This window comes from Curtobacterium luteum (genome assembly GCF_001475545.1).
GTDB lineage: Bacteria > Actinomycetota > Actinomycetes > Actinomycetales > Microbacteriaceae > Curtobacterium > Curtobacterium luteum_A.
Window position 1 is genome coordinate 1 of record NZ_LDQC01000098.1, and the last position, 16,120, is coordinate 16,120.

The 16,120-nt window shown below is 70.7% G+C and carries 17 protein-coding genes; 12 read left to right on the plus strand and 5 right to left on the minus strand.

Annotated elements, in window-relative coordinates; genetic code table 11:
* Window positions 1–19: 19 nt before the first annotated feature.
* Together NS184_RS15185 and NS184_RS15190 are read left to right on the plus strand one after the other, a co-directional pair.
* A complete protein-coding gene (locus NS184_RS15185) occupies window positions 20–1,546 on the plus strand; it encodes an APC family permease (RefSeq protein ID WP_058726942.1) in 1,527 nt (508 codons plus the stop codon).
* Window positions 1,543–2,373, plus strand: a complete 831-nt coding sequence (locus NS184_RS15190) for a nitrilase-related carbon-nitrogen hydrolase (RefSeq protein ID WP_058726943.1) — start codon at window positions 1,543–1,545, stop codon at window positions 2,371–2,373. The genes NS184_RS15185 and NS184_RS15190 overlap by 4 nt, the downstream gene beginning before the upstream one ends.
* Before the next feature lie 44 nt (window positions 2,374–2,417).
* On the opposite strand, the gene NS184_RS15195 is transcribed toward NS184_RS15190, so the two are convergent.
* Together NS184_RS15195 and NS184_RS15200 are read right to left on the minus strand one after the other, a co-directional pair.
* A complete protein-coding gene (locus tag NS184_RS15195; protein ID WP_058726944.1) occupies window positions 2,418–3,311 on the minus strand; it encodes a LysR family transcriptional regulator in 894 nt (297 codons plus the stop codon).
* Window positions 3,312–3,399: 88 nt separating this feature from the next.
* Window positions 3,400–3,915 carry a GNAT family N-acetyltransferase gene (locus NS184_RS15200; RefSeq protein ID WP_058726945.1) on the minus strand — a complete coding sequence of 172 codons (516 nt, stop codon included), beginning with the start codon at window positions 3,913–3,915 and terminating at the stop codon, window positions 3,400–3,402.
* A gap of 143 nt (window positions 3,916–4,058) precedes the next feature.
* On the opposite strand from NS184_RS15200, the gene NS184_RS15205 reads away from it, so the two are divergent.
* The 9 genes from NS184_RS15205 to NS184_RS15245 all read left to right on the plus strand — a co-directional run bounded on the left by NS184_RS15205 (window position 4,059) and on the right by NS184_RS15245 (window position 13,812).
* A complete protein-coding gene (locus NS184_RS15205) occupies window positions 4,059–5,945 on the plus strand; it encodes an arabinofuranosidase catalytic domain-containing protein (RefSeq protein ID WP_058726946.1) in 1,887 nt (628 codons plus the stop codon).
* A 157-nt stretch (window positions 5,946–6,102) separates the two neighbouring features.
* On the plus strand, window positions 6,103–7,158 hold the full coding sequence (locus tag NS184_RS15210; protein WP_058726947.1) for a LacI family DNA-binding transcriptional regulator: 1,056 nt from the start codon (window positions 6,103–6,105) through the stop codon (window positions 7,156–7,158).
* A gap of 88 nt (window positions 7,159–7,246) precedes the next feature.
* A complete protein-coding gene (locus tag NS184_RS15215; protein ID WP_058726948.1) occupies window positions 7,247–8,509 on the plus strand; it encodes a sugar ABC transporter substrate-binding protein in 1,263 nt (420 codons plus the stop codon).
* On the plus strand, window positions 8,506–9,468 hold the full coding sequence (locus tag NS184_RS15220; protein ID WP_242863080.1) for a carbohydrate ABC transporter permease: 963 nt from the start codon (window positions 8,506–8,508) through the stop codon (window positions 9,466–9,468). Before NS184_RS15215 ends, NS184_RS15220 begins: the two co-directional genes overlap by 4 nt.
* A complete protein-coding gene (locus NS184_RS15225; protein ID WP_083513755.1) occupies window positions 9,458–10,378 on the plus strand; it encodes a carbohydrate ABC transporter permease in 921 nt (306 codons plus the stop codon). The genes NS184_RS15220 and NS184_RS15225 overlap by 11 nt, the downstream gene beginning before the upstream one ends.
* Window positions 10,375–11,766 carry a family 1 glycosylhydrolase gene (locus NS184_RS15230; RefSeq protein WP_058726949.1) on the plus strand — a complete coding sequence of 464 codons (1,392 nt, stop codon included), beginning with the start codon at window positions 10,375–10,377 and terminating at the stop codon, window positions 11,764–11,766. The genes NS184_RS15225 and NS184_RS15230 overlap by 4 nt, the downstream gene beginning before the upstream one ends.
* Before the next feature lie 218 nt (window positions 11,767–11,984).
* Window positions 11,985–12,473: a hypothetical protein gene (locus tag NS184_RS15235; RefSeq protein ID WP_058726950.1), complete on the plus strand. Its 489-nt coding sequence runs from the start codon at window positions 11,985–11,987 to the stop codon at window positions 12,471–12,473.
* Window positions 12,474–12,571: 98 nt separating this feature from the next.
* Window positions 12,572–13,249 carry a hypothetical protein gene (locus NS184_RS15240; RefSeq protein ID WP_152998255.1) on the plus strand — a complete coding sequence of 226 codons (678 nt, stop codon included), beginning with the start codon at window positions 12,572–12,574 and terminating at the stop codon, window positions 13,247–13,249.
* Window positions 13,250–13,311: 62 nt separating this feature from the next.
* Window positions 13,312–13,812, plus strand: coding sequence for a hypothetical protein (locus NS184_RS15245; RefSeq protein WP_152998256.1), 501 nt, complete (start codon window positions 13,312–13,314; stop codon window positions 13,810–13,812).
* A gap of 11 nt (window positions 13,813–13,823) precedes the next feature.
* On the opposite strand, the gene NS184_RS15250 is transcribed toward NS184_RS15245, so the two are convergent.
* Entirely contained in the window at window positions 13,824–14,336 is a 513-nt protein-coding gene (locus NS184_RS15250; RefSeq protein ID WP_242863081.1) for an RNA polymerase sigma factor, read from the minus strand.
* 115 nt (window positions 14,337–14,451) lie between these two features.
* Here NS184_RS15250 and NS184_RS15255 point away from each other — a divergent pair, with 115 nt between their 5' ends.
* Window positions 14,452–15,057, plus strand: a complete 606-nt coding sequence (locus NS184_RS15255; protein WP_058726954.1) for a DUF1349 domain-containing protein — start codon at window positions 14,452–14,454, stop codon at window positions 15,055–15,057.
* 109 nt (window positions 15,058–15,166) lie between these two features.
* Here the strand turns inward: NS184_RS15255 and NS184_RS15260 are convergent, their stop codons facing one another.
* Entirely contained in the window at window positions 15,167–15,517 is a 351-nt protein-coding gene (locus NS184_RS15260; RefSeq protein WP_058726955.1) for a hypothetical protein, read from the minus strand.
* A 10-nt stretch (window positions 15,518–15,527) separates the two neighbouring features.
* The coding region (locus NS184_RS15265) for a hypothetical protein (protein ID WP_206556294.1) at window positions 15,528–16,120 on the minus strand (593 nt) is incomplete at its 5' end.

Below are 16,120 nucleotides of genomic sequence, written 5' to 3' on the forward strand. Positions count from 1 at the left end.
GAGCGCAACGGAGCCAGCGATGACCACCGAGCACCACCCCACCCCGGCCGACACGGCCACCTCCGGCCTGAAGCGCGAGCTCAAGGTCGCCGATGCTGCAGCGTTCTCCGTCGGCCTCATCGGACCCGTCGGCGTCATGGCGCTCCTCGGCGCCGGTGCCGCGGGCATCCTCGGCCGCGGCGCCACCTGGGCCTTCGTGTTCGCCCTCGTCGCCGTGTCGCTCGTGGCGTACGGCTTCGTGAAGCTCTCCCGGCACATCGCCCACACCGGCTCGGTCTACGCGACGGTCGGTCTGACCCTCGGAGCGCGGGCCGGGTTCGTCGCGGGCTGGGCGCTGTTCTTCGCGTACGTGACGATCGGCGCGGGCTCGGGCATCGAGATCAGCCTGTTCGTCACGCAACTGCTGAACGACGTCGGCATCGCCGTGCAGCCGGACTGGATCTGGATCACGATCGTCGCACTCGCCGTGGTCGTCCTGCTCGGGCGTCGCGAGGTGCACGTCATCACCCGGTCGCTCCTCTACGCCGAGCTCATCGGCGCGGTGCTCGTCACGATCCTCAACGTCGTGGTGCTCGTCCGTCTCGGGGTCGGGGCCGCACCGGCGGGGCGCCACCTCAGCTGGGAGTTCCTGGAGCTCCCGAGCGGCACCGACGTCAGCCTCATCGCCGGGGCAGCGGTCTTCGGGTTCCTGGCGTTCGCCGGCTTCGAGGGTGCCGCCACCCTCGGCGAGGAGACGAGCAACCCGAAGCGCGACATCCCCAAGGCGCTGAAGATCGCGATCGTCGTCGTCGGGGCGTTCTACCTGCTCTCGATCGTCGCGCAGTCGCTCGGCTACGGCACCTCGGCCGCCGGGGTGAAGCAGTTCGCGGGTTCCGCCGCACCGTACGGCGACCTCGCCCGCACGTACGTCGGCAGCTGGCTCGCCGACCTGCTCACCCTCGCCGCCGTCGTCAGCCTCTTCGCGATCTTCCTCGGCACGCTCTCCGGGGCGTCGCGCGTGCTCTTCGCGCTGTCGCGGGACACCGGCATCGCCCGTCCGATCGCGAAGCTGTCCCGCCAGGGCTCGCCGGTCAACGCGCTGAGCGTCGTCGCGGTGGTCGTCGTCCTGGTCGTGATCGGCGAGCGGCTCACCGGCGCCGCCGTGCTCGACGCGACCTACTGGGCGCTGACCGTCGGCACCATCGCGCTGCTCGTCGCCTACGTCCTCGCGACCGTCGGCGCCGTCCGCTTCCTGTTCTTCTCGCACCGGACCGACACCCCGAAGTGGCAGATCGTCGTGCCCGTGCTCGCGCTGGCCCTCGTGCTCTACACGATCTACAAGAACGCCGTCGGACTCGAGGCCCCGTACAGCTGGTTCCCGTACATCGTCGCGGCCTGGCTGCTCATCGGGCTCGCGATCACGTTCCGCAGGGGGCTGGTCGGACGGGTCGGTGCCGCGCTGGCAGCGTCGACCGGGGACGGCCGGGAGGCCCCTCCCGCAGTCGTCGACGGCACCGCTCGTCGGCAGGCCCACACGCCGCAGCCCGACGAGGACGTGGTCCGGTGACGCGCGTCGCCGCGGTCCAGCTCGCGCCCGTCGTCGGCGACCTCGCCGCGAACGCGGCGACCGTCCGCGCGGCGCTCGCCGCCGTCCCGGACGACGTCGACGTCGTCGTCCTGCCGGAGCTCGCGACCAGCGGCTACGTGTTCCGGGACGCGGCCGAGGCACGCGCTTCGGCCGTCCCCGCGACGGACGCGACCGTGACCGGGTGGGCGACCACTGCCTCCCGGCTGGCCGGCGGCGCCGGTGGGATCGTCGTCGGCGGCTTCGCCGAACTCGGCGAGGACGGCGTCGTGTACAACTCGGCCGCCGTCGTCGATGCGTCCGGGGTCGTCGGCGTGTACCGCAAGGTGCACCTGTGGGACGGCGAGAAGGCCTGCTTCACCCCGGGGGACCGGCCGCCGCTCGTCGTCGACACCCCGCACGGGCGGATCGGCGTCGCGATCTGCTTCGACATGGAGTTCCCGGAGTGGACCCGGCTCGCCGCCCTCGGCGGTGCGGAACTGCTCGCGGTCCCGACGAACTGGCCGTGGGTGGACCGGCCCGAGGGGGAACGGGCGCCCGAGGTGCAGATCGCGATGGCCGCGGCCCGGGTGAACCGGATGGCGATCGCGTGCGCCGACCGGTGTGGGACCGAGCGGGGCGTCGACTGGAACGAGGGGACCTCGATCGTCGACGCCGACGGGTGGGTGCGCGCCGCGACGGGGCCCGGCGCGGGGATGGTCGTCGCCGACCTCGACCTCGTCGCCACACGGGACAAGACGCTCAGTCCCGTCGCGGACCTCTTCGGGGACCGGAGGCCGGACCTCTACGGACCGCTGACCGGTCGGTGACGGGTCCGCCGGGCGATCGGGTTCCGTTCGCCGTCGCGCCTCGGTCAGCCCTCGGTGAGGAGCTCGCGTGCCAGACGGGCGAGCTCCGCGGTGGCGGCCGACAGGACCGAACCGTCCCGCTCGACGAGCGCGACGGTGTCGAGCACCGGCTCGGCGAACGGCGTCCAGTGCAGCCCGAGGGCCGCGGCGGACACCTCGGCGACCGCGCGGGCGATGAAGGTGTCGCCGACGCCGGACGCCACGAGCGCGAGCGCGGTCTCGACCTGCTCGACCTCGACGTGCGGCTCGAGCGTCACCCCGGCCAGGCGGGCGCGCTCCGCGAACTGTCTCCGGGTGGGGTCCTTCCAGCCGTAGTGCGCGTCGTAGAGGACGAGTCGTCGGGCGGCCATCGCCTCGATCGTCATCGGCGCGTCGACGATCGACGGGTCGCGGCTCACGAAGACGACCTCGTCCCGGCGCAGCGGGGTCACCCGGAGCCCCTCGGTGTCGATCGGCAGCACGACCAGGCCCGCCTCGAGTCCGCCGGACGCCACCTCGCTCGCGACCTCCACCGAGTTGAGGCCGATCACCCGGAGTCGCACGGCCGGGTGCGCGGCGTGGAAGCGGGTGAGGAGCTCGTCGAGGGCGTAGTACTTCGCGTTGCGGAGCAGTCCGAACGACGCCGTCCCGCCGACGAGCGACGTCACGGCTCGGAGTGCGCGGTCCGCGGCGTCGGCCTCGGCGATGATCCGCTCGGCCATCGGCAGCAGTACGGCGCCGGCGTCCGTCAGCGTGAGACGGCGTCGGCCCCGGACGAACAGGGCGGTGTCGTACGCGCCCTCGAGACGCCGGATGAACTCGGACACCGAGGACTGCGAGCGGAGCAGGGCCTCGGCGGCCGCCGTGAACGACCCGAGGCGTGCGACGGCGACGAAGACGCGGAGCTGCACCAGGGTCACGGCGGCAGCCTAGCGACGCGGCCCGCGTGGCCGTCGGGGCAGCGCGCACGTCGGGGCAGCGCGCACGTCGGGGCGCCGCGGACGTCGTTCAACGCAGTCGCAGTCGGAGCAGGAGCGTATCGCCGTGCACCGGGTCGACCTCGCGCGCGCCGGTGTCGACGAAGCCGAGCTTCTCGAGCACGCGCAGCGACAGGGTGTTCCACGCTCGCACCGTCGACGCGAGGTGGGTGTACCCGATCGAGGCGGCCTGGTCGACGACCGCCCGTGCGGCCTCGGTCGCGTACCCGCGACCGTGGTGCTCGCGGAGGAACTCGTACGCCAGCTCGGGCTCTGCCGGGACGCCGACGCTGTTCGGCACGAGGCCGCAGTACCCGATCGGCGTCGCGGTGGCGAGCGCCTCGATGACGAGCAGCCCGGGGGCCGGCGTGTGCTCGTACGCCCCGAGCCGTTCCTCGAGCTCGGCGATGGTGGGGTGCCCGTCGTCGGAGATGCGTCGGTGCGCCGGAACCCGAGGGTCGCGCTCCGCCCACAGCCGACGCTGGAGACCCGCGTCGGCAACGGTCCACGGGCGGAGGCGGAGTCGGTCCGTCCGTGGTGCGTCCATCGGACCAGTGTGGTGCACCGGTTGCTCGGGGTCCGGAACCGGCGTAGTCTTGAATATGGTTAATCGATTAAGCAGCACTTCGGCGCAGCGAACCCGACGATCGACCACCATCCCCAGCAACGACGCTCGGAAGGACCGCATCCATGCACATCGGGTCGACCTCGGGGTCGCGGCGCACTGTCGCCGCCCTCCTCGGGGCCCTCGCTCTCGTCACCGGGAGCCTGTTCGCCGTCTCGGCAGGGACCGGCAGCGCTGCTGCCGCGACCGCCGGGCCGTGCGACACCTACGCCAGCGCCGGCACCTCGTGTGTCGCCGCGTACAGCTCCACCCGGGCGCTGTACTCCTCGTACAACGGGCCGCTCTACCAGGTGCAGCGTGCCTCGGACGGGGCGACCACGAACATCGGACTCCTCGCCGCGGGCGGGTACGCGAACGCCGCAGCACAGGACGCGTTCTGCTCCGGCACGACGTGCACCATCCCGAAGATCTACGACCAGTCGTCGAACCACAACGACCTCACCGTCGCCCCGGCGGGCGATGCGGGTCCGGCGAACAACCCCGCGAACGCGACCGCGCTCCCGATCACGGTGGCCGGACACAAGGCGTACGGCATCTTCATGCCGCAGCAGGTCGCCTACCGGATCTCGAGCACGCTCGCGAAGGGGACGGCACGCGGTGCGAGCCCCGAGTCGATGTACGAGGTCGCCAGCGGCACGAACGTGAACCACGGGTGCTGCTCTGACTTCGGCAACGTCGAGACCCAGGAGAAGGACACCGGCAAGGGGCACATGGACGCCCTCAACCTCTCGATGCTCAACGGAACGGGCAGTGCCGGTCGCGGCCCGTGGGTGCAGGCAGACCTGGAGAACGGCGTCTACGAGGGCAAGACCGCGATCAACACGGCGAACACCGGCAACAGCACGAAGTTCGTCACGGCGCTCCTCAAGAACGACGGCGTCGCGAACTTCGCGCTCAAGGGCGGTGACGCGCAGGGCGGCTCGCTGTCGAAGTGGTACGAGGGGCCGCTGCCGACCGACAAGGACGGAGACGGCCAGGGCTACACGCCGATGAAGCTCGAGGGCTCCATCGTGCTCGGTGCCGGCGGGGACAACTCGAACCGCGGGACGCAGTCCTTCTTCGAGGGGGTCATGACGTCCGGGTACTCGACCGACGCCGCCGACGGTGCGGTGCAGGCGAACGTCGTCGCGCAGAACTACCAGGGCGTGTCCACCGGCGGTGGTCCGGGTTCGTCCATCACCGGGCCCGGCGGCAAGTGCGTCGACGTGTCCGGCGACGACACCGGCGGGAACACCGCGGTCGTGCAGCTCTGGGACTGCCAGGCTCTGGCGGCCGACCAGCACTGGCTCGGGAACGTGTACGGCGCGCACACGCTGAGCACGCTCGGGCGGTGCCTCGACGCCGACGGCAACGGGACCGCGAACGGGACGCATCTCGAGCTCTACGACTGCAACGGCGTGGGCGGACAGCAGTGGATCGTGCAACCCGACGGATCGATCAAGAACCCGCAGTCCGGTCGCTGCCTGGACGACCCGTCCGGGAACACGGCGAACGGCACACCGCTGCAGCTCTACGACTGCAACGGGAACCAAGCGCAGAAGTTCGTGGCCGCGGTGCCGATCCGCACGATCGGCGACAAGTGCGTCGACGTCGCCGGCAACGACCTGCAGCAGAACGGCCAGCAGGTGCAGGTGTACGACTGCCAGACCCTGTTGACGGACGAGCAGACGTCCGACCAGCAGTGGGCCTACAACGCCGGGGACCACACGATCCGCACGCTCGGCCGGTGCCTCGACCTCGACGGCAACGCCACGGCGAACGGCACGCACCTGGAGCTGTACACGTGCAACGGCGTGGGAGGGCAGCAGTGGGTGCCCCAAGCGAACGGTTCGGTGCTCAACCCGCAGTCTGGACGGTGTCTGGACGTGCCGTCCGGCAACACCGCGAACCAGACCCCGCTCCAGCTCTACGACTGCAACGGGCAGGCACCGCAGGTGTTCCGCTTCAACTGATCGGAGCCACCGGGTGACGGACGGGAGGCCCGTGGCGACGCCGCCACGGGCCTCCCGTGTGTCGGTGGTGACGAATTCGGAACAGGGACTTGCTTCATCGATTCAGCAGGTGCATGCTGATCGGAGTTAATCGATAAAGCGACGCAAGGAGGCGCCCGTGCCGAAGTCCGTCACCCTCAAGGACGTGGCAGCCAAGGTCGGCGTGACCTCGGCTGCAGCGAGCATGGCGCTGTCCGGGCACGAGCGCATCAGCGAGAAGACCCGGGCCGCGGTCAAGCGGGCGGCCGACGAGCTCGGGTACGTGCCGAGCTCCGCGGGCCGCGCGCTCCGGAGCCAGCGAGCCGACGCCGTCGCCCTCATCGTCCCGAACTCGTCGACGCACGTGTTCGGCCACCTGTACTTCATGCACGTGCTCACCGGGATGTCGACCGCGGCGAACGCCCACGACGCCCAGGTGATCGTCTCGACGAACGCTGACACCTCCACCGGCGGCGTCGCCTACGAGCGGGTCATGCGGTCCCGCACCGCCGACGGCGCCATCGTCACGAGTGCCGCGATCGACGACGACCACGTCCAGGCCCTCGTCGCGAGCGGGTTGCCGGTGGTCCTCATCGGCAACTACCCCCACCTGGCCCGCGCCGTGTCGGTCGGGATCGACGACGTCGCGGCGACCGAGCATCTCGTCGACCACCTCGTCACCGTCCACGGGCGGCGTCGACTCCTGCACGTGACCGGCACGCTCGACCACCAGACCGGCCTCGACCGCCGCGACGGCTTCCTGCGCGCGGCGAACACCCACGGGCTCCCCGAGGTCGCCGTCATCGAGGGCGACCTGTCCGAGGCGTCCGGTGCCGCGGCGATGGAACAGGTGGTCCGCGAGCAGCCCGGCTACGACGGCATCGTCTTCGCCAACGACGACATGGCGGTCGGGGGCCTGCGGGTCCTCCGCCGCGCCGGGGTCCGTGTGCCCGAGGACATCTCGGTCGTCGGTTTCGATGACTTCGGTCTCGCCCGCGTGACGACCCCGGGGATCACGACCGTCCGCGTCCCCGCCGAGGAGATGGGTCGGATCGCGACCGAGCGGCTCTTCAGCCTCGTGGACGGTCGTGGCTCCGACCCCGACGGCGACGACCGGCACACCGAGCTCCCGGTCGAGGTCGTCCTCCGCGGGTCGTGCGGCTGCGACGACGACGCGGGCATCGCCGCCCCCTGAACTCCTCTTCGACCCATCCACCACAGCGCACCGTCCGACACCGAACACCGACCCGCGCACCACTGCAACGCAAAGGAGCGTTACAACGATGAAGCACACGCATGCGACCCTCGCGGTCGTCTCCGGAGCCGCCGCGCTCGCCCTCGTCCTCACCGGCTGTTCGGCCGGCGGCGCGGCGAGCAGCGACGGCCCCGTCACCCTGAAGGTCTGGACCGGCTTCACCGGTGGTGACCGTCCCGGCTACGCCACCATCGTCAAGGACTTCGAGAAGTCGCACCCGAAGATCAAGGTCGACATGACCGTGCAGCCGTGGGACACCATCCAGCAGAAGCTCCCCTCGGCGTGGCTCACCGGCCAGGGGCCCGACGTCGCCGCGGTCTCGAGCGACCCGAACGCCGTCGCGCAGTACGTCAAGACGAACTCGGTGCTGCCGATCACCATGACGGGCACCGGCGACGGCAAGATCAACACGTCGGAGTTCGCACCCGGCACGGTGGAGGAGTTCACCTACGACGGCAAGCTCTACGGTGTCCCGGCCAACTTCGCCACGCTGAGCCTGTACTACAACAAGAAGCTCTTCGCCGACGCCGGGATCGCGAACCCGCCGACGACCGTGCAGGAGATGGCGTCCGACGCGAAGAAGCTGACGACCGGCGGGAAGTACGGCATCGCGCTCGCCGACAACCAGACCATCCAGATGTGGCCCGTGCTCCAGTGGCTCGAGGGCGGCGACATCGTCACGAGCAAGGGCTGCAGTGCCGTCCAGACGAGCGCGTCGAAGCAGGGTCTCTCGACGTGGGGTGACCTCGTCGCGAAGGACAAGGTGAGCCCGGTCGGCCTGACCGGCGCCGAGGCCGATTCACTGTTCTCCGCCGGCAAGGCCGCGATGGAGATCAACGGGCCGTGGGCAGCACCCGGGTACAAGTCGGCGGGCATCGACCTCGGCATCGTGAAGGTGCCGGTGGGCGTCGACGGCAAGTCGACGACGCTCGGCTCGATCGCGCCGCTGTCGATCTCCGCGAAGACGAAGTACCCGACGCAGGCCCAGGAGTTCCTCGCGTACTGGACGTCGAAGACCGCGCAGCAGAAGTTCTCGCTGCAGACCGGCTTCCCGCCGCTCCGGACCGACCTCTCCGACGACGCCGACCTCAAGGCCGACGCCACCGTCTCGGTGTTCGCGAGCCAAGTGCCCGACTCCCGCCTCTACCTGCCGCACGTCACGAACGCCACCAAGGTCGACTCCGACGCGTACGTCCCGATGATCGGCAAGATCACCCGCGGGACCTCCGTCGCCGCCGCGACGAAGGAAGCCGCTCAGACGATCGACGGTCTGACCGGTTGCAGCAAGTGACCGACCAGCTCACCGGGTCGGCCCCGTCACGCAGCGCGCGTGACGGGGCCCCCGCCTCCGCCACCGGCCGGGAGGCACGCCCCACCCGCCGCCGAGCGCGCCGCTTCCAGCCGGCCTGGCTGTTCATGGCCCCGTCGCTGCTCATCCTCGGCGTGTTCGTCCTCTTCCCGATCCTGCGCTCGCTGTACTACTCGTTCTTCGACTGGACGGTGGGTGCCGTCTCGCAGCAGTTCGTCGGGTTCGGGAACTACGTCCAGCTGGCCCACGACCCGCAGTTCTGGAACGCCCTGCGGGTGACGCTCGAGTACACGGTGGTGTCCGTTGTGCTGCTCGTCGTGCTCGGGTTCGTCGCCGCGCTGCTCTTGCAGCGGGACACCCTGCTCAACCGGATCGTCCGATCGGTGTTCTTCTTCCCGACGATCGTGTCACTCGTCACCATCGGCCTCGTCTGGAAGTTCCTCCTCGACCCGGACATCGGTCTCGTCGGCGGGCTGACCGCACTGTTCGGCCTGCCGAGCGTCGCGTGGCTGCAGTCGACGTCGCTCGCACTGCCGACCGTCATCTTCGTGTCGGTCTGGAAGAGCATCGGCTTCGCGATGATCCTCTTCATCGCCGGCCTCAAGGGCGTGCCGGGGGAGCGGTACGAGGCCGCCGAACTCGACGGCGCGAACCGCTGGCAGACCGTCTGGCGGATCACCCTGCCGAGCATCCGACCGACGCTGCTCTTCACGTCGATGATCCTGACGATCCAGTCGTTCCAGGTGTTCGACCTCGTCTACGTGATGACCGGCGGCGGCCCCGTGTTCGCCACCGATTCCCTCGTGAACCTGCTCTACCGGGACGGGTTCGTCAACTACCAGACCGGCTACGCGTCGGCGATCTCCTGGGTCCTCTTCGTGATCATCATGCTCATCTCGCTCCTGCAGCTGCGGCTGTTCCGCTACGACGATGTCGACTGACGCGCTCACCCGGCGACCGTCCGTGACGGAGCCGACCCGTGCCTCCCGGCCGGCCGCCGACCACCACCGGCGGCGACACGGCCGCCGGAACGGCCTCGTCGTCACCGGCTCCGTGCTCAAGTGGGTGTACCTCGGGATCGGACTCGTCGTCGCGCTCGTCCCCTTCGTGTGGATGGTGAGCGGGAGCTTCCGGTCCGAGGCCGACCTCTTCGGACACCCGGCGTCGCTGTTCCCGACGAGCATCACGCTGCACGGGTACGAGGGCGTGTGGCAGCAGTTGCCGTTCCTGCGGCTGCTGCTCAACTCCCTCGTGTTCACCGTCGTGACCACCGTGCTGACGCTGCTGTTCGACTCGATGTGCGCCTACGCCCTCGCCCGGATGCGCTTCGTCGGGCGGAACATCGCGTTCGTGCTCGTCATCGCGACGCTCATGGTGCCGTTCCAGGTGACGCTCATCCCCGTGTTCGTCGAGCTGTTCCACCTCGGGTGGCTCAACACGTACCAGGGCCTCATCATCCCCAGGGCGACGAGTGCGTTCGGCATCTTCCTGTTCCGGCAGTTCTTCATCGACATCCCGCCGGAGCTCGACGAGGCGGCGCGCATCGACGGCGCCGGGCACTGGCGGATCTACTGGCAGGTGATCCTGCCGCTGGCGAAGCCGGCGATCGCGACCGTGGCCGTGCTCAACGGGATGGCGCTGTGGAACGACCTGCTCTGGCCGCTCGTCGTGAGCACCTCGAACGACATGCTGACGCTCCCGGCCGGGCTCACGCTGTTCGGCGGGGCGCACGTCACTGACCACGCCGTGCTGCTCGCCGGGGCCGTGATCTCCCTGCTGCCCATCGCGCTCGGGTTCTTCTTCGCGCAGAAGTACTTCGTCGCGGGCGTCGCGACCTCGGGGTTGAAGTGACCGGGGCGGACCCGGGGGTCGGGCGGCCCTTCGCGCCGGGTTCCTTCACCTGGGCGCTCGGCATCGAGGACACGTGCGTCCACCCACCGGCCCGCTTCGCGATGGCGCCGCTCGACGAGCACGTCCTCACCGGACACGACGTCGCCTGGCGGTCCGACCTCGACACCGTGCGGGACCTCGGCGCGACCGCGCTCCGGTACGGGGTCGACTGGCCGAAGGTGCACCTCGGACCCGGCCGGTTCGACTGGTCCGTCCTCGACGAACGACTGCCCCGTGCCGCCGACGGCGGTGTCACCGTCATCGCCGACCTCGTCCACTACGGCACACCCACCTGGCTCGACGACTCCTTCGCGGACCCGCGGTACCCGGACGCGATCGCCGAGTTCGCCGGAGCGTTCGCCGCTCGGTACGCCGGTGTCGTCGACCACGTCACCCCGCTCAACGAGCCCATCACGACCGCGTCGTTCTCGGGGCTCCGCGGCGTGTGGCCCCCGGGTCTCGTCGGCTGGGACGGCTGGACGTGCGTGGTGCTGGCGATCGCGGCCGGCATCCAGCGGAGCGTCCGCGCCGTCCGTGCCGCGAACCCCCGCGCGGTGGTCGTGCACGTCGAGGCGAGCACCCTCGTCGAGTCCGGCGACGGCGATCCGGCGACGACGGCGGAGGCGGCACTGCTCGAACTGCTCGGCAGCGTCCCGACCGACCTCGTGCTCGGCCGCGTCGTCCCCGGGCACCCGGCGCACGGCTGGCTGCTCGACCACGGCGCAACCGAGGCCGGGCTGCGCGGCCTCGTCGACGGCGCGGTCGCCGTCGATCTGCTCGGTGTTAACTACTACCCCGACCTCACCCCGAGGCGTCTCGTCACCGGCGCCGGCGGCACGGTCCAGCACACCCACGACCGCTGGACGGACGGTCTCGCCGAGGCGCTCGGACGGTTCGCCGGACGGTACGGGCTGCCGATGCTCGTCACCGAGACCTCGATCGAGGGCTCCGACGAGCTCCGGTCCGCATGGGTCCGCGACGCCGCCGACACCGTCCGAGCGCTCGCCGATTCCGGGACCGACGTCCGGGGGTTCACCTGGTGGCCGTTGTTCGACTTCGTGGACTGGTCGTACGCCGCGGGCGGACGGAACGTCGAGGAGTTCGAGCTGCCCGACGCCGTCGTGGCCGACCGTGCGGCGAGCGACCGGAAGGCGCCGTACCTGCGCCGGATGGGGCTCGTCCGGCTCGAGGAGGACGAGGGCGGGGTGCTCCACCGGTTGCGGACGCCGGCTGCTGAAGGCTTCCGGCAGCGGGCCACTGGTGTCGTCACCCCTGGTCAGGGGAGGACGGTGTCACCTCCGACCTCGGGCAGTGTCGTCAGCCAGGGCTCGACGAGCTCCGCGTCCTGATCTCGTGTGGGGGCATCGGCAGCGTCGAGGTCCCCGGAACTCCCAGCACCGAGCGAGCGCTGGGTCGTCGAGTTCGTCGACCGGCCGGCGAGCAGCACTTCCGAGCGCGCTGTGTGTCCCGTTCCGCGCTCGACAACCAGTTCCCCTGTTGACGTTTCTCCCCTCCGACGGAATCATGTGTGTAGTACACAGAACATCAGCAAGTGGAAGGGGATCCGATGAAGACACGCAACCTGGTCGGGCTCGCGCTGGGAACGATCACCACGGCGAGCCTCGCGATCGCGGCACCCGCGTCCGCACAGCCGTCCGGGGGAACGAAGGTCGATGTCCCAGCGGACGTCGTCGTGGACGCGAGCTTCGATGCGTCCGGAGAGGTCATCACGGTCGGCGACGGCTCCGCTGTCCGTTCCGGAGACTGCAAGGACCGCGCGTTCACCGCAGTGACGGTCATGAGCCAATCGTTGAACGGGTGCAGTGTCATCGGCACGACGGCGGCCACGAAGGTGGGGTACGGCTGGTACAAGCACCGCGGAAACGCGAACCCGTGCATCTGGGGCAAGTCGTTCAACTCCCGCCACGCGCCCACCTGGACCGCACTGGACTGCGGCACCGGTCGCTCGAAGAGCGTGCCCTGGGGCAACGTGGCTGCGACCAAGAAGGTGAAGGGCCTGACCGCGATCGGGTGGGCGGGCGTGCAGTGGCACTAGGAGGTGAGGGGTCGCGACGCCGCAGCGGCGCGGTCTTCACTCTCGGCTGCGTCGTCGCCACCGTCGTCTCGGGGTGTGCCGGCCAGGACCCCACGCTGATGACGGGCACCAACCCTGAGCCGCCGCCGGAGCCAGGGATGCCCGCCGGACAGATGCAGTCGATGGCTGATGCTCTGCGCCGGTCGGTGTCGTGCCAAGACGGAGACGCGCTGCTGGACGATCTGGCGTTCTGGGACGCCATGCGCGGGTACGACTGTTCCGCACCGTCCGGCCCGATGTTCATCCGGGTGTACGAGCACGCCGCTTCCGTTCCGCAGACCGTCGAGGAGTGGCGTGACACCTTCGGTGCTGAACGCACGATCGCACGTGGCACGCACTGGTACGTGATCGGGGCGCCCTCCGACGTCGCGGCCGTCCGCGCGCCGGGATCGGACCCTGCGATCGCTGACGATGTCCGGGAGCCTGCGGCGCTGTCGCCTCGGCAGGACTACCTAACGACCTGCGCGCGCTACATCGCCAGCGAAGGTGAGCGCTACGTGCGACACCCGGATCGTCGCAGCGGGTCCGCGAGCCAGTACGAGACCCTCTTCCCTGGTGTCACCGCGCAGTTGCACCAGGCGATCGACAGGTTCGGCGCGGAGCGGTTGCGGGCCGCGATCGTCCAGGACCGCTGGCCGGCAGCGCTCACCCCGTTGGGCCCTGGCGTGAAGGCCCAGTGCGCCCTTGCGTACGACGAGGTGCAAGACTCGGTCGCGCCGCTGGGAGGGGCGTCTTGACTGCTGCGCGCTTCGTCTGCGACCGTGCCGCGGCGATCGTCGTCATCGAGGCTCTCGCGGCGGTGCTGCTCGCCGTCGACAACGCTCTGGGGTTCGCTGGTGTCGAGGCCTTCGCGGCACCCGTCGTGCAGGTACTCGCCGTGCTGTGCGTGGCGGTCGGCTTCGTCGCGGCCCTGTACGCCGCGCGCATTCGCGAGTGGCTCGGGTCATGTGTCGCGGCGCTGCTGATCGGCTTCGTGGCTGCGGGGCCGTACGGACTGCCGCTGCAGCTTCCGGCGGTGGTCGTGACGATCATCCAGATGGTGCTGCCCCTCGGGTTCGTCATGGTGGCCTGGGGATTTCGGCGGCGCCTTCGGAGGACGAGCGAACGCTTCCTCTCGCTCGCGATGCTGGTGCTCGCGATCGTGTGGCTGGTCGGGGCACTCGCACCGATCCCGCTGGAGCTGTTCCTCATCGCCCAGATCCTCACCGTCACTGCGCTGGTGGGCTTGCTCGCCACTCCCGTTCGGCTGTGGTTGGGAGCTCACTTCCGCGTCCTGTGGGAGAGCGCGGACATCCTCTGACCGCGATCCCGTCAGCGCCATGCGGCGAGCTCCCGCTCCAGGGCCCGGCGAGCCCGTGCGAGCATCCCGCGAACGGTCGACACCGGCAGATCGAGCTCGGCGGCGACATCGTGGTACGAGTGCCCGTCGAGGTGCCGGAGCTCCCAACACCGCCGCTGCGACCGGGGCATCGACCCGAGCACCTCCCGTACGGCCCGGACCAGTTCCGCCCGCTCTGCCACGCGCGCCGGCGCGTGGTCGTCCGATGCTGCTACGGACTCGTCGAGCTCGACGAGTGTGCGTCGGCTGGCAGTGCGCAGGACGTCGACCGCGCGACGGCGTGCGGTCGTCGCGAGCCACCCGGCGATGGCCGCGGGATCGTCGATCGCATCGCGGTGGACCCACGCCGCGATGAAGGTCTCCTGCGCGACGTCGTCAGCTTCGGCAGGTGCGTTCAGGACACCGAGTGCGGTGGCGTGGACGAGTCGTGTGTGTCGGTGCACGGTCGATGCGAACGGGATGTCGGCGGCGGCGCGGGCGGACATGAGCACGGTGGTTCCGATCCTCGGGTGGATGCTTGAGGATCATTCGGGGAGCTGTCCGGCACGGTTGGGGGCGGCGGATACCCCAACCAGTGGGGCAGAACGGTAGGTTCCGGTCATGGGACGACGTACCGAGACGACCGATGTCGACTGGCAGGACGGGACGTGGACGAACGCGCCCGCGTCGGTGGAGCGGGACGGGGACCACCTGCTCGTCACCGCGCGGGAGGGCAGCGATGCGTGGCGGGAGACCTCGTACGGCTTCGTGCACGACACCGAGCACGCGCTGCTCGTCGACTTCCCGCAGGACAGCGCGGTCGAGGTGACGTTCCTGCTCGACCTCAGCGAGCAGTTCGACCAGGCAGGTCTGTTCGTGCGGGTCGACGACCGCACCTGGACGAAGGCCGGTGTGGAGCGCAGCGACGGGGCTGACAGCCTGGGCGCGGTCGTCACCCGGGGACGGTCGGACTGGTCGCTCGCACCGGTCGCGGACTGGGCAGGACGAAGGGTCACGATCCGTGGCAGCCGCGTCGACGACGCCCTGACGATCCGAGCCAGGGTGGACGACGAGCCCTGGAGACTCGTGCGTGTGTCGCCCCTCGATCCGGAGGCGACGGTGGCCGCCGGACCGTTCTGCTGCGCCCCGACCCGTGCCGGGCTCCGCGTCCGGTTCACCGGGTGGCGATCGACCCCACCCGACGCCGGCCTGCACCCGGACGACTGACGAGCGGAAACCGACCGGGAGACACGGTGCGCACTCCGCCGCGGGCGCGGAACGGTTCCCGCTGGCGGCCGGGAGGCGCGTCGCGGCGCCGCCACGCGCCTCCCGACCGTCAGGCGGTCGCGCCGGGCGTGACCGCGTCCTCGACCAGGCGGATGGTCACCGTGACGAGGTCGGCTCCGCCGTCGACCCGCTGGTCGACGAGGTCGCGGACGCGTTCCCCGACGTCGCGGACCGTGTCCGGGGCGGGTCGGTCGCCCGAGACCGCGATGCCGGCGGCGATGCGCACGGTGGCGCCGTGGCGGTCGACGTCCACGAGCACGTCCGGTTCCCGGAGCGCGAGGGCGGAGGCGACCACCTCGGCCGCGGCGTGCACGATCGGGCGGGGCGGGTAGACCGCCACCACGCCGGGGACCGCGCGGATCGCGGAGGTCAGTTCGCTCGACAGTGCGGCATCGTCCACGGCGGGCTCCTCAGGGCAGGACGACATCGTCGAAGCGGACGTCGATCGACTCGATCGTGAGTTCGGTGTGGCGGGCGAGTGCGGCGGCGACGACGTCGCGGAGACGGTCCGCGGTCGCCTCGGCGGAGGCGCCGTACAGCAGCCCCGCGGTCACCGCGACCCGGACGGGCGCTCCCGGCAGGTCGACGTCGCCGTCGAGCTCGCAGCGTCCCATCACGACCTCGCGGAGGCCGTCGCCCGCTCGTCGGACGATCCCGCGCACCGCGGCCTCGGTCATCGCGAGACGCAGGGTCGGGTCCGGGTGCGCGATCGGCACGTCCCGCCCGGACCGGACCTCTGCGCGGATCGTGTCGAGCAGCCGGTCGATCCAGGCCGTCTCACGATCGGCCTCGTCCTCGGCACGGCGTTGCAGCGCGCCGAAGGACAGCTCGCGCAGCCGCTGCATGTTCGCCAGGGCGAGTCGGCACCCCGGCGAGGACTCGATGGACGGGTCGCGGGGTTCACGGCCGCGGTCCAGGTAGTCGGCGAGCTCCTCGATGGTGTGCCCGTCGAGGTCGTCGTCGGGCAGATGGAGGTCGTGGTCGGTCATCGCCATCCCTCCAT

Excerpts from the sequence above, each read along its gene's own strand:
- NS184_RS15205 (WP_058726946.1), top strand. The coding sequence starts at position 4,059 with ATGCACATCGGGTCGACCTCGGGGTCGCGGCGCACTGTCGCCGCCCTC.
- NS184_RS15215 (WP_058726948.1), top strand. The coding sequence starts at position 7,247 with ATGAAGCACACGCATGCGACCCTCGCGGTCGTCTCCGGAGCCGCCGCG.
- NS184_RS15240 (WP_152998255.1), top strand. The coding sequence starts at position 12,572 with ATGACGGGCACCAACCCTGAGCCGCCGCCGGAGCCAGGGATGCCCGCC.
- NS184_RS15185 (WP_058726942.1), top strand. The coding sequence starts at position 20 with ATGACCACCGAGCACCACCCCACCCCGGCCGACACGGCCACCTCCGGC.
- NS184_RS15225 (WP_083513755.1), top strand. The coding sequence starts at position 9,458 with ATGTCGACTGACGCGCTCACCCGGCGACCGTCCGTGACGGAGCCGACC.
- NS184_RS15235 (WP_058726950.1), top strand. The coding sequence starts at position 11,985 with ATGAAGACACGCAACCTGGTCGGGCTCGCGCTGGGAACGATCACCACG.
- NS184_RS15255 (WP_058726954.1), top strand. The coding sequence starts at position 14,452 with ATGGGACGACGTACCGAGACGACCGATGTCGACTGGCAGGACGGGACG.
- NS184_RS15250 (WP_242863081.1), bottom strand. The coding sequence starts at position 14,336 with ATGTCCGCCCGCGCCGCCGCCGACATCCCGTTCGCATCGACCGTGCAC.
- NS184_RS15200 (WP_058726945.1), bottom strand. The coding sequence starts at position 3,915 with ATGGACGCACCACGGACGGACCGACTCCGCCTCCGCCCGTGGACCGTT.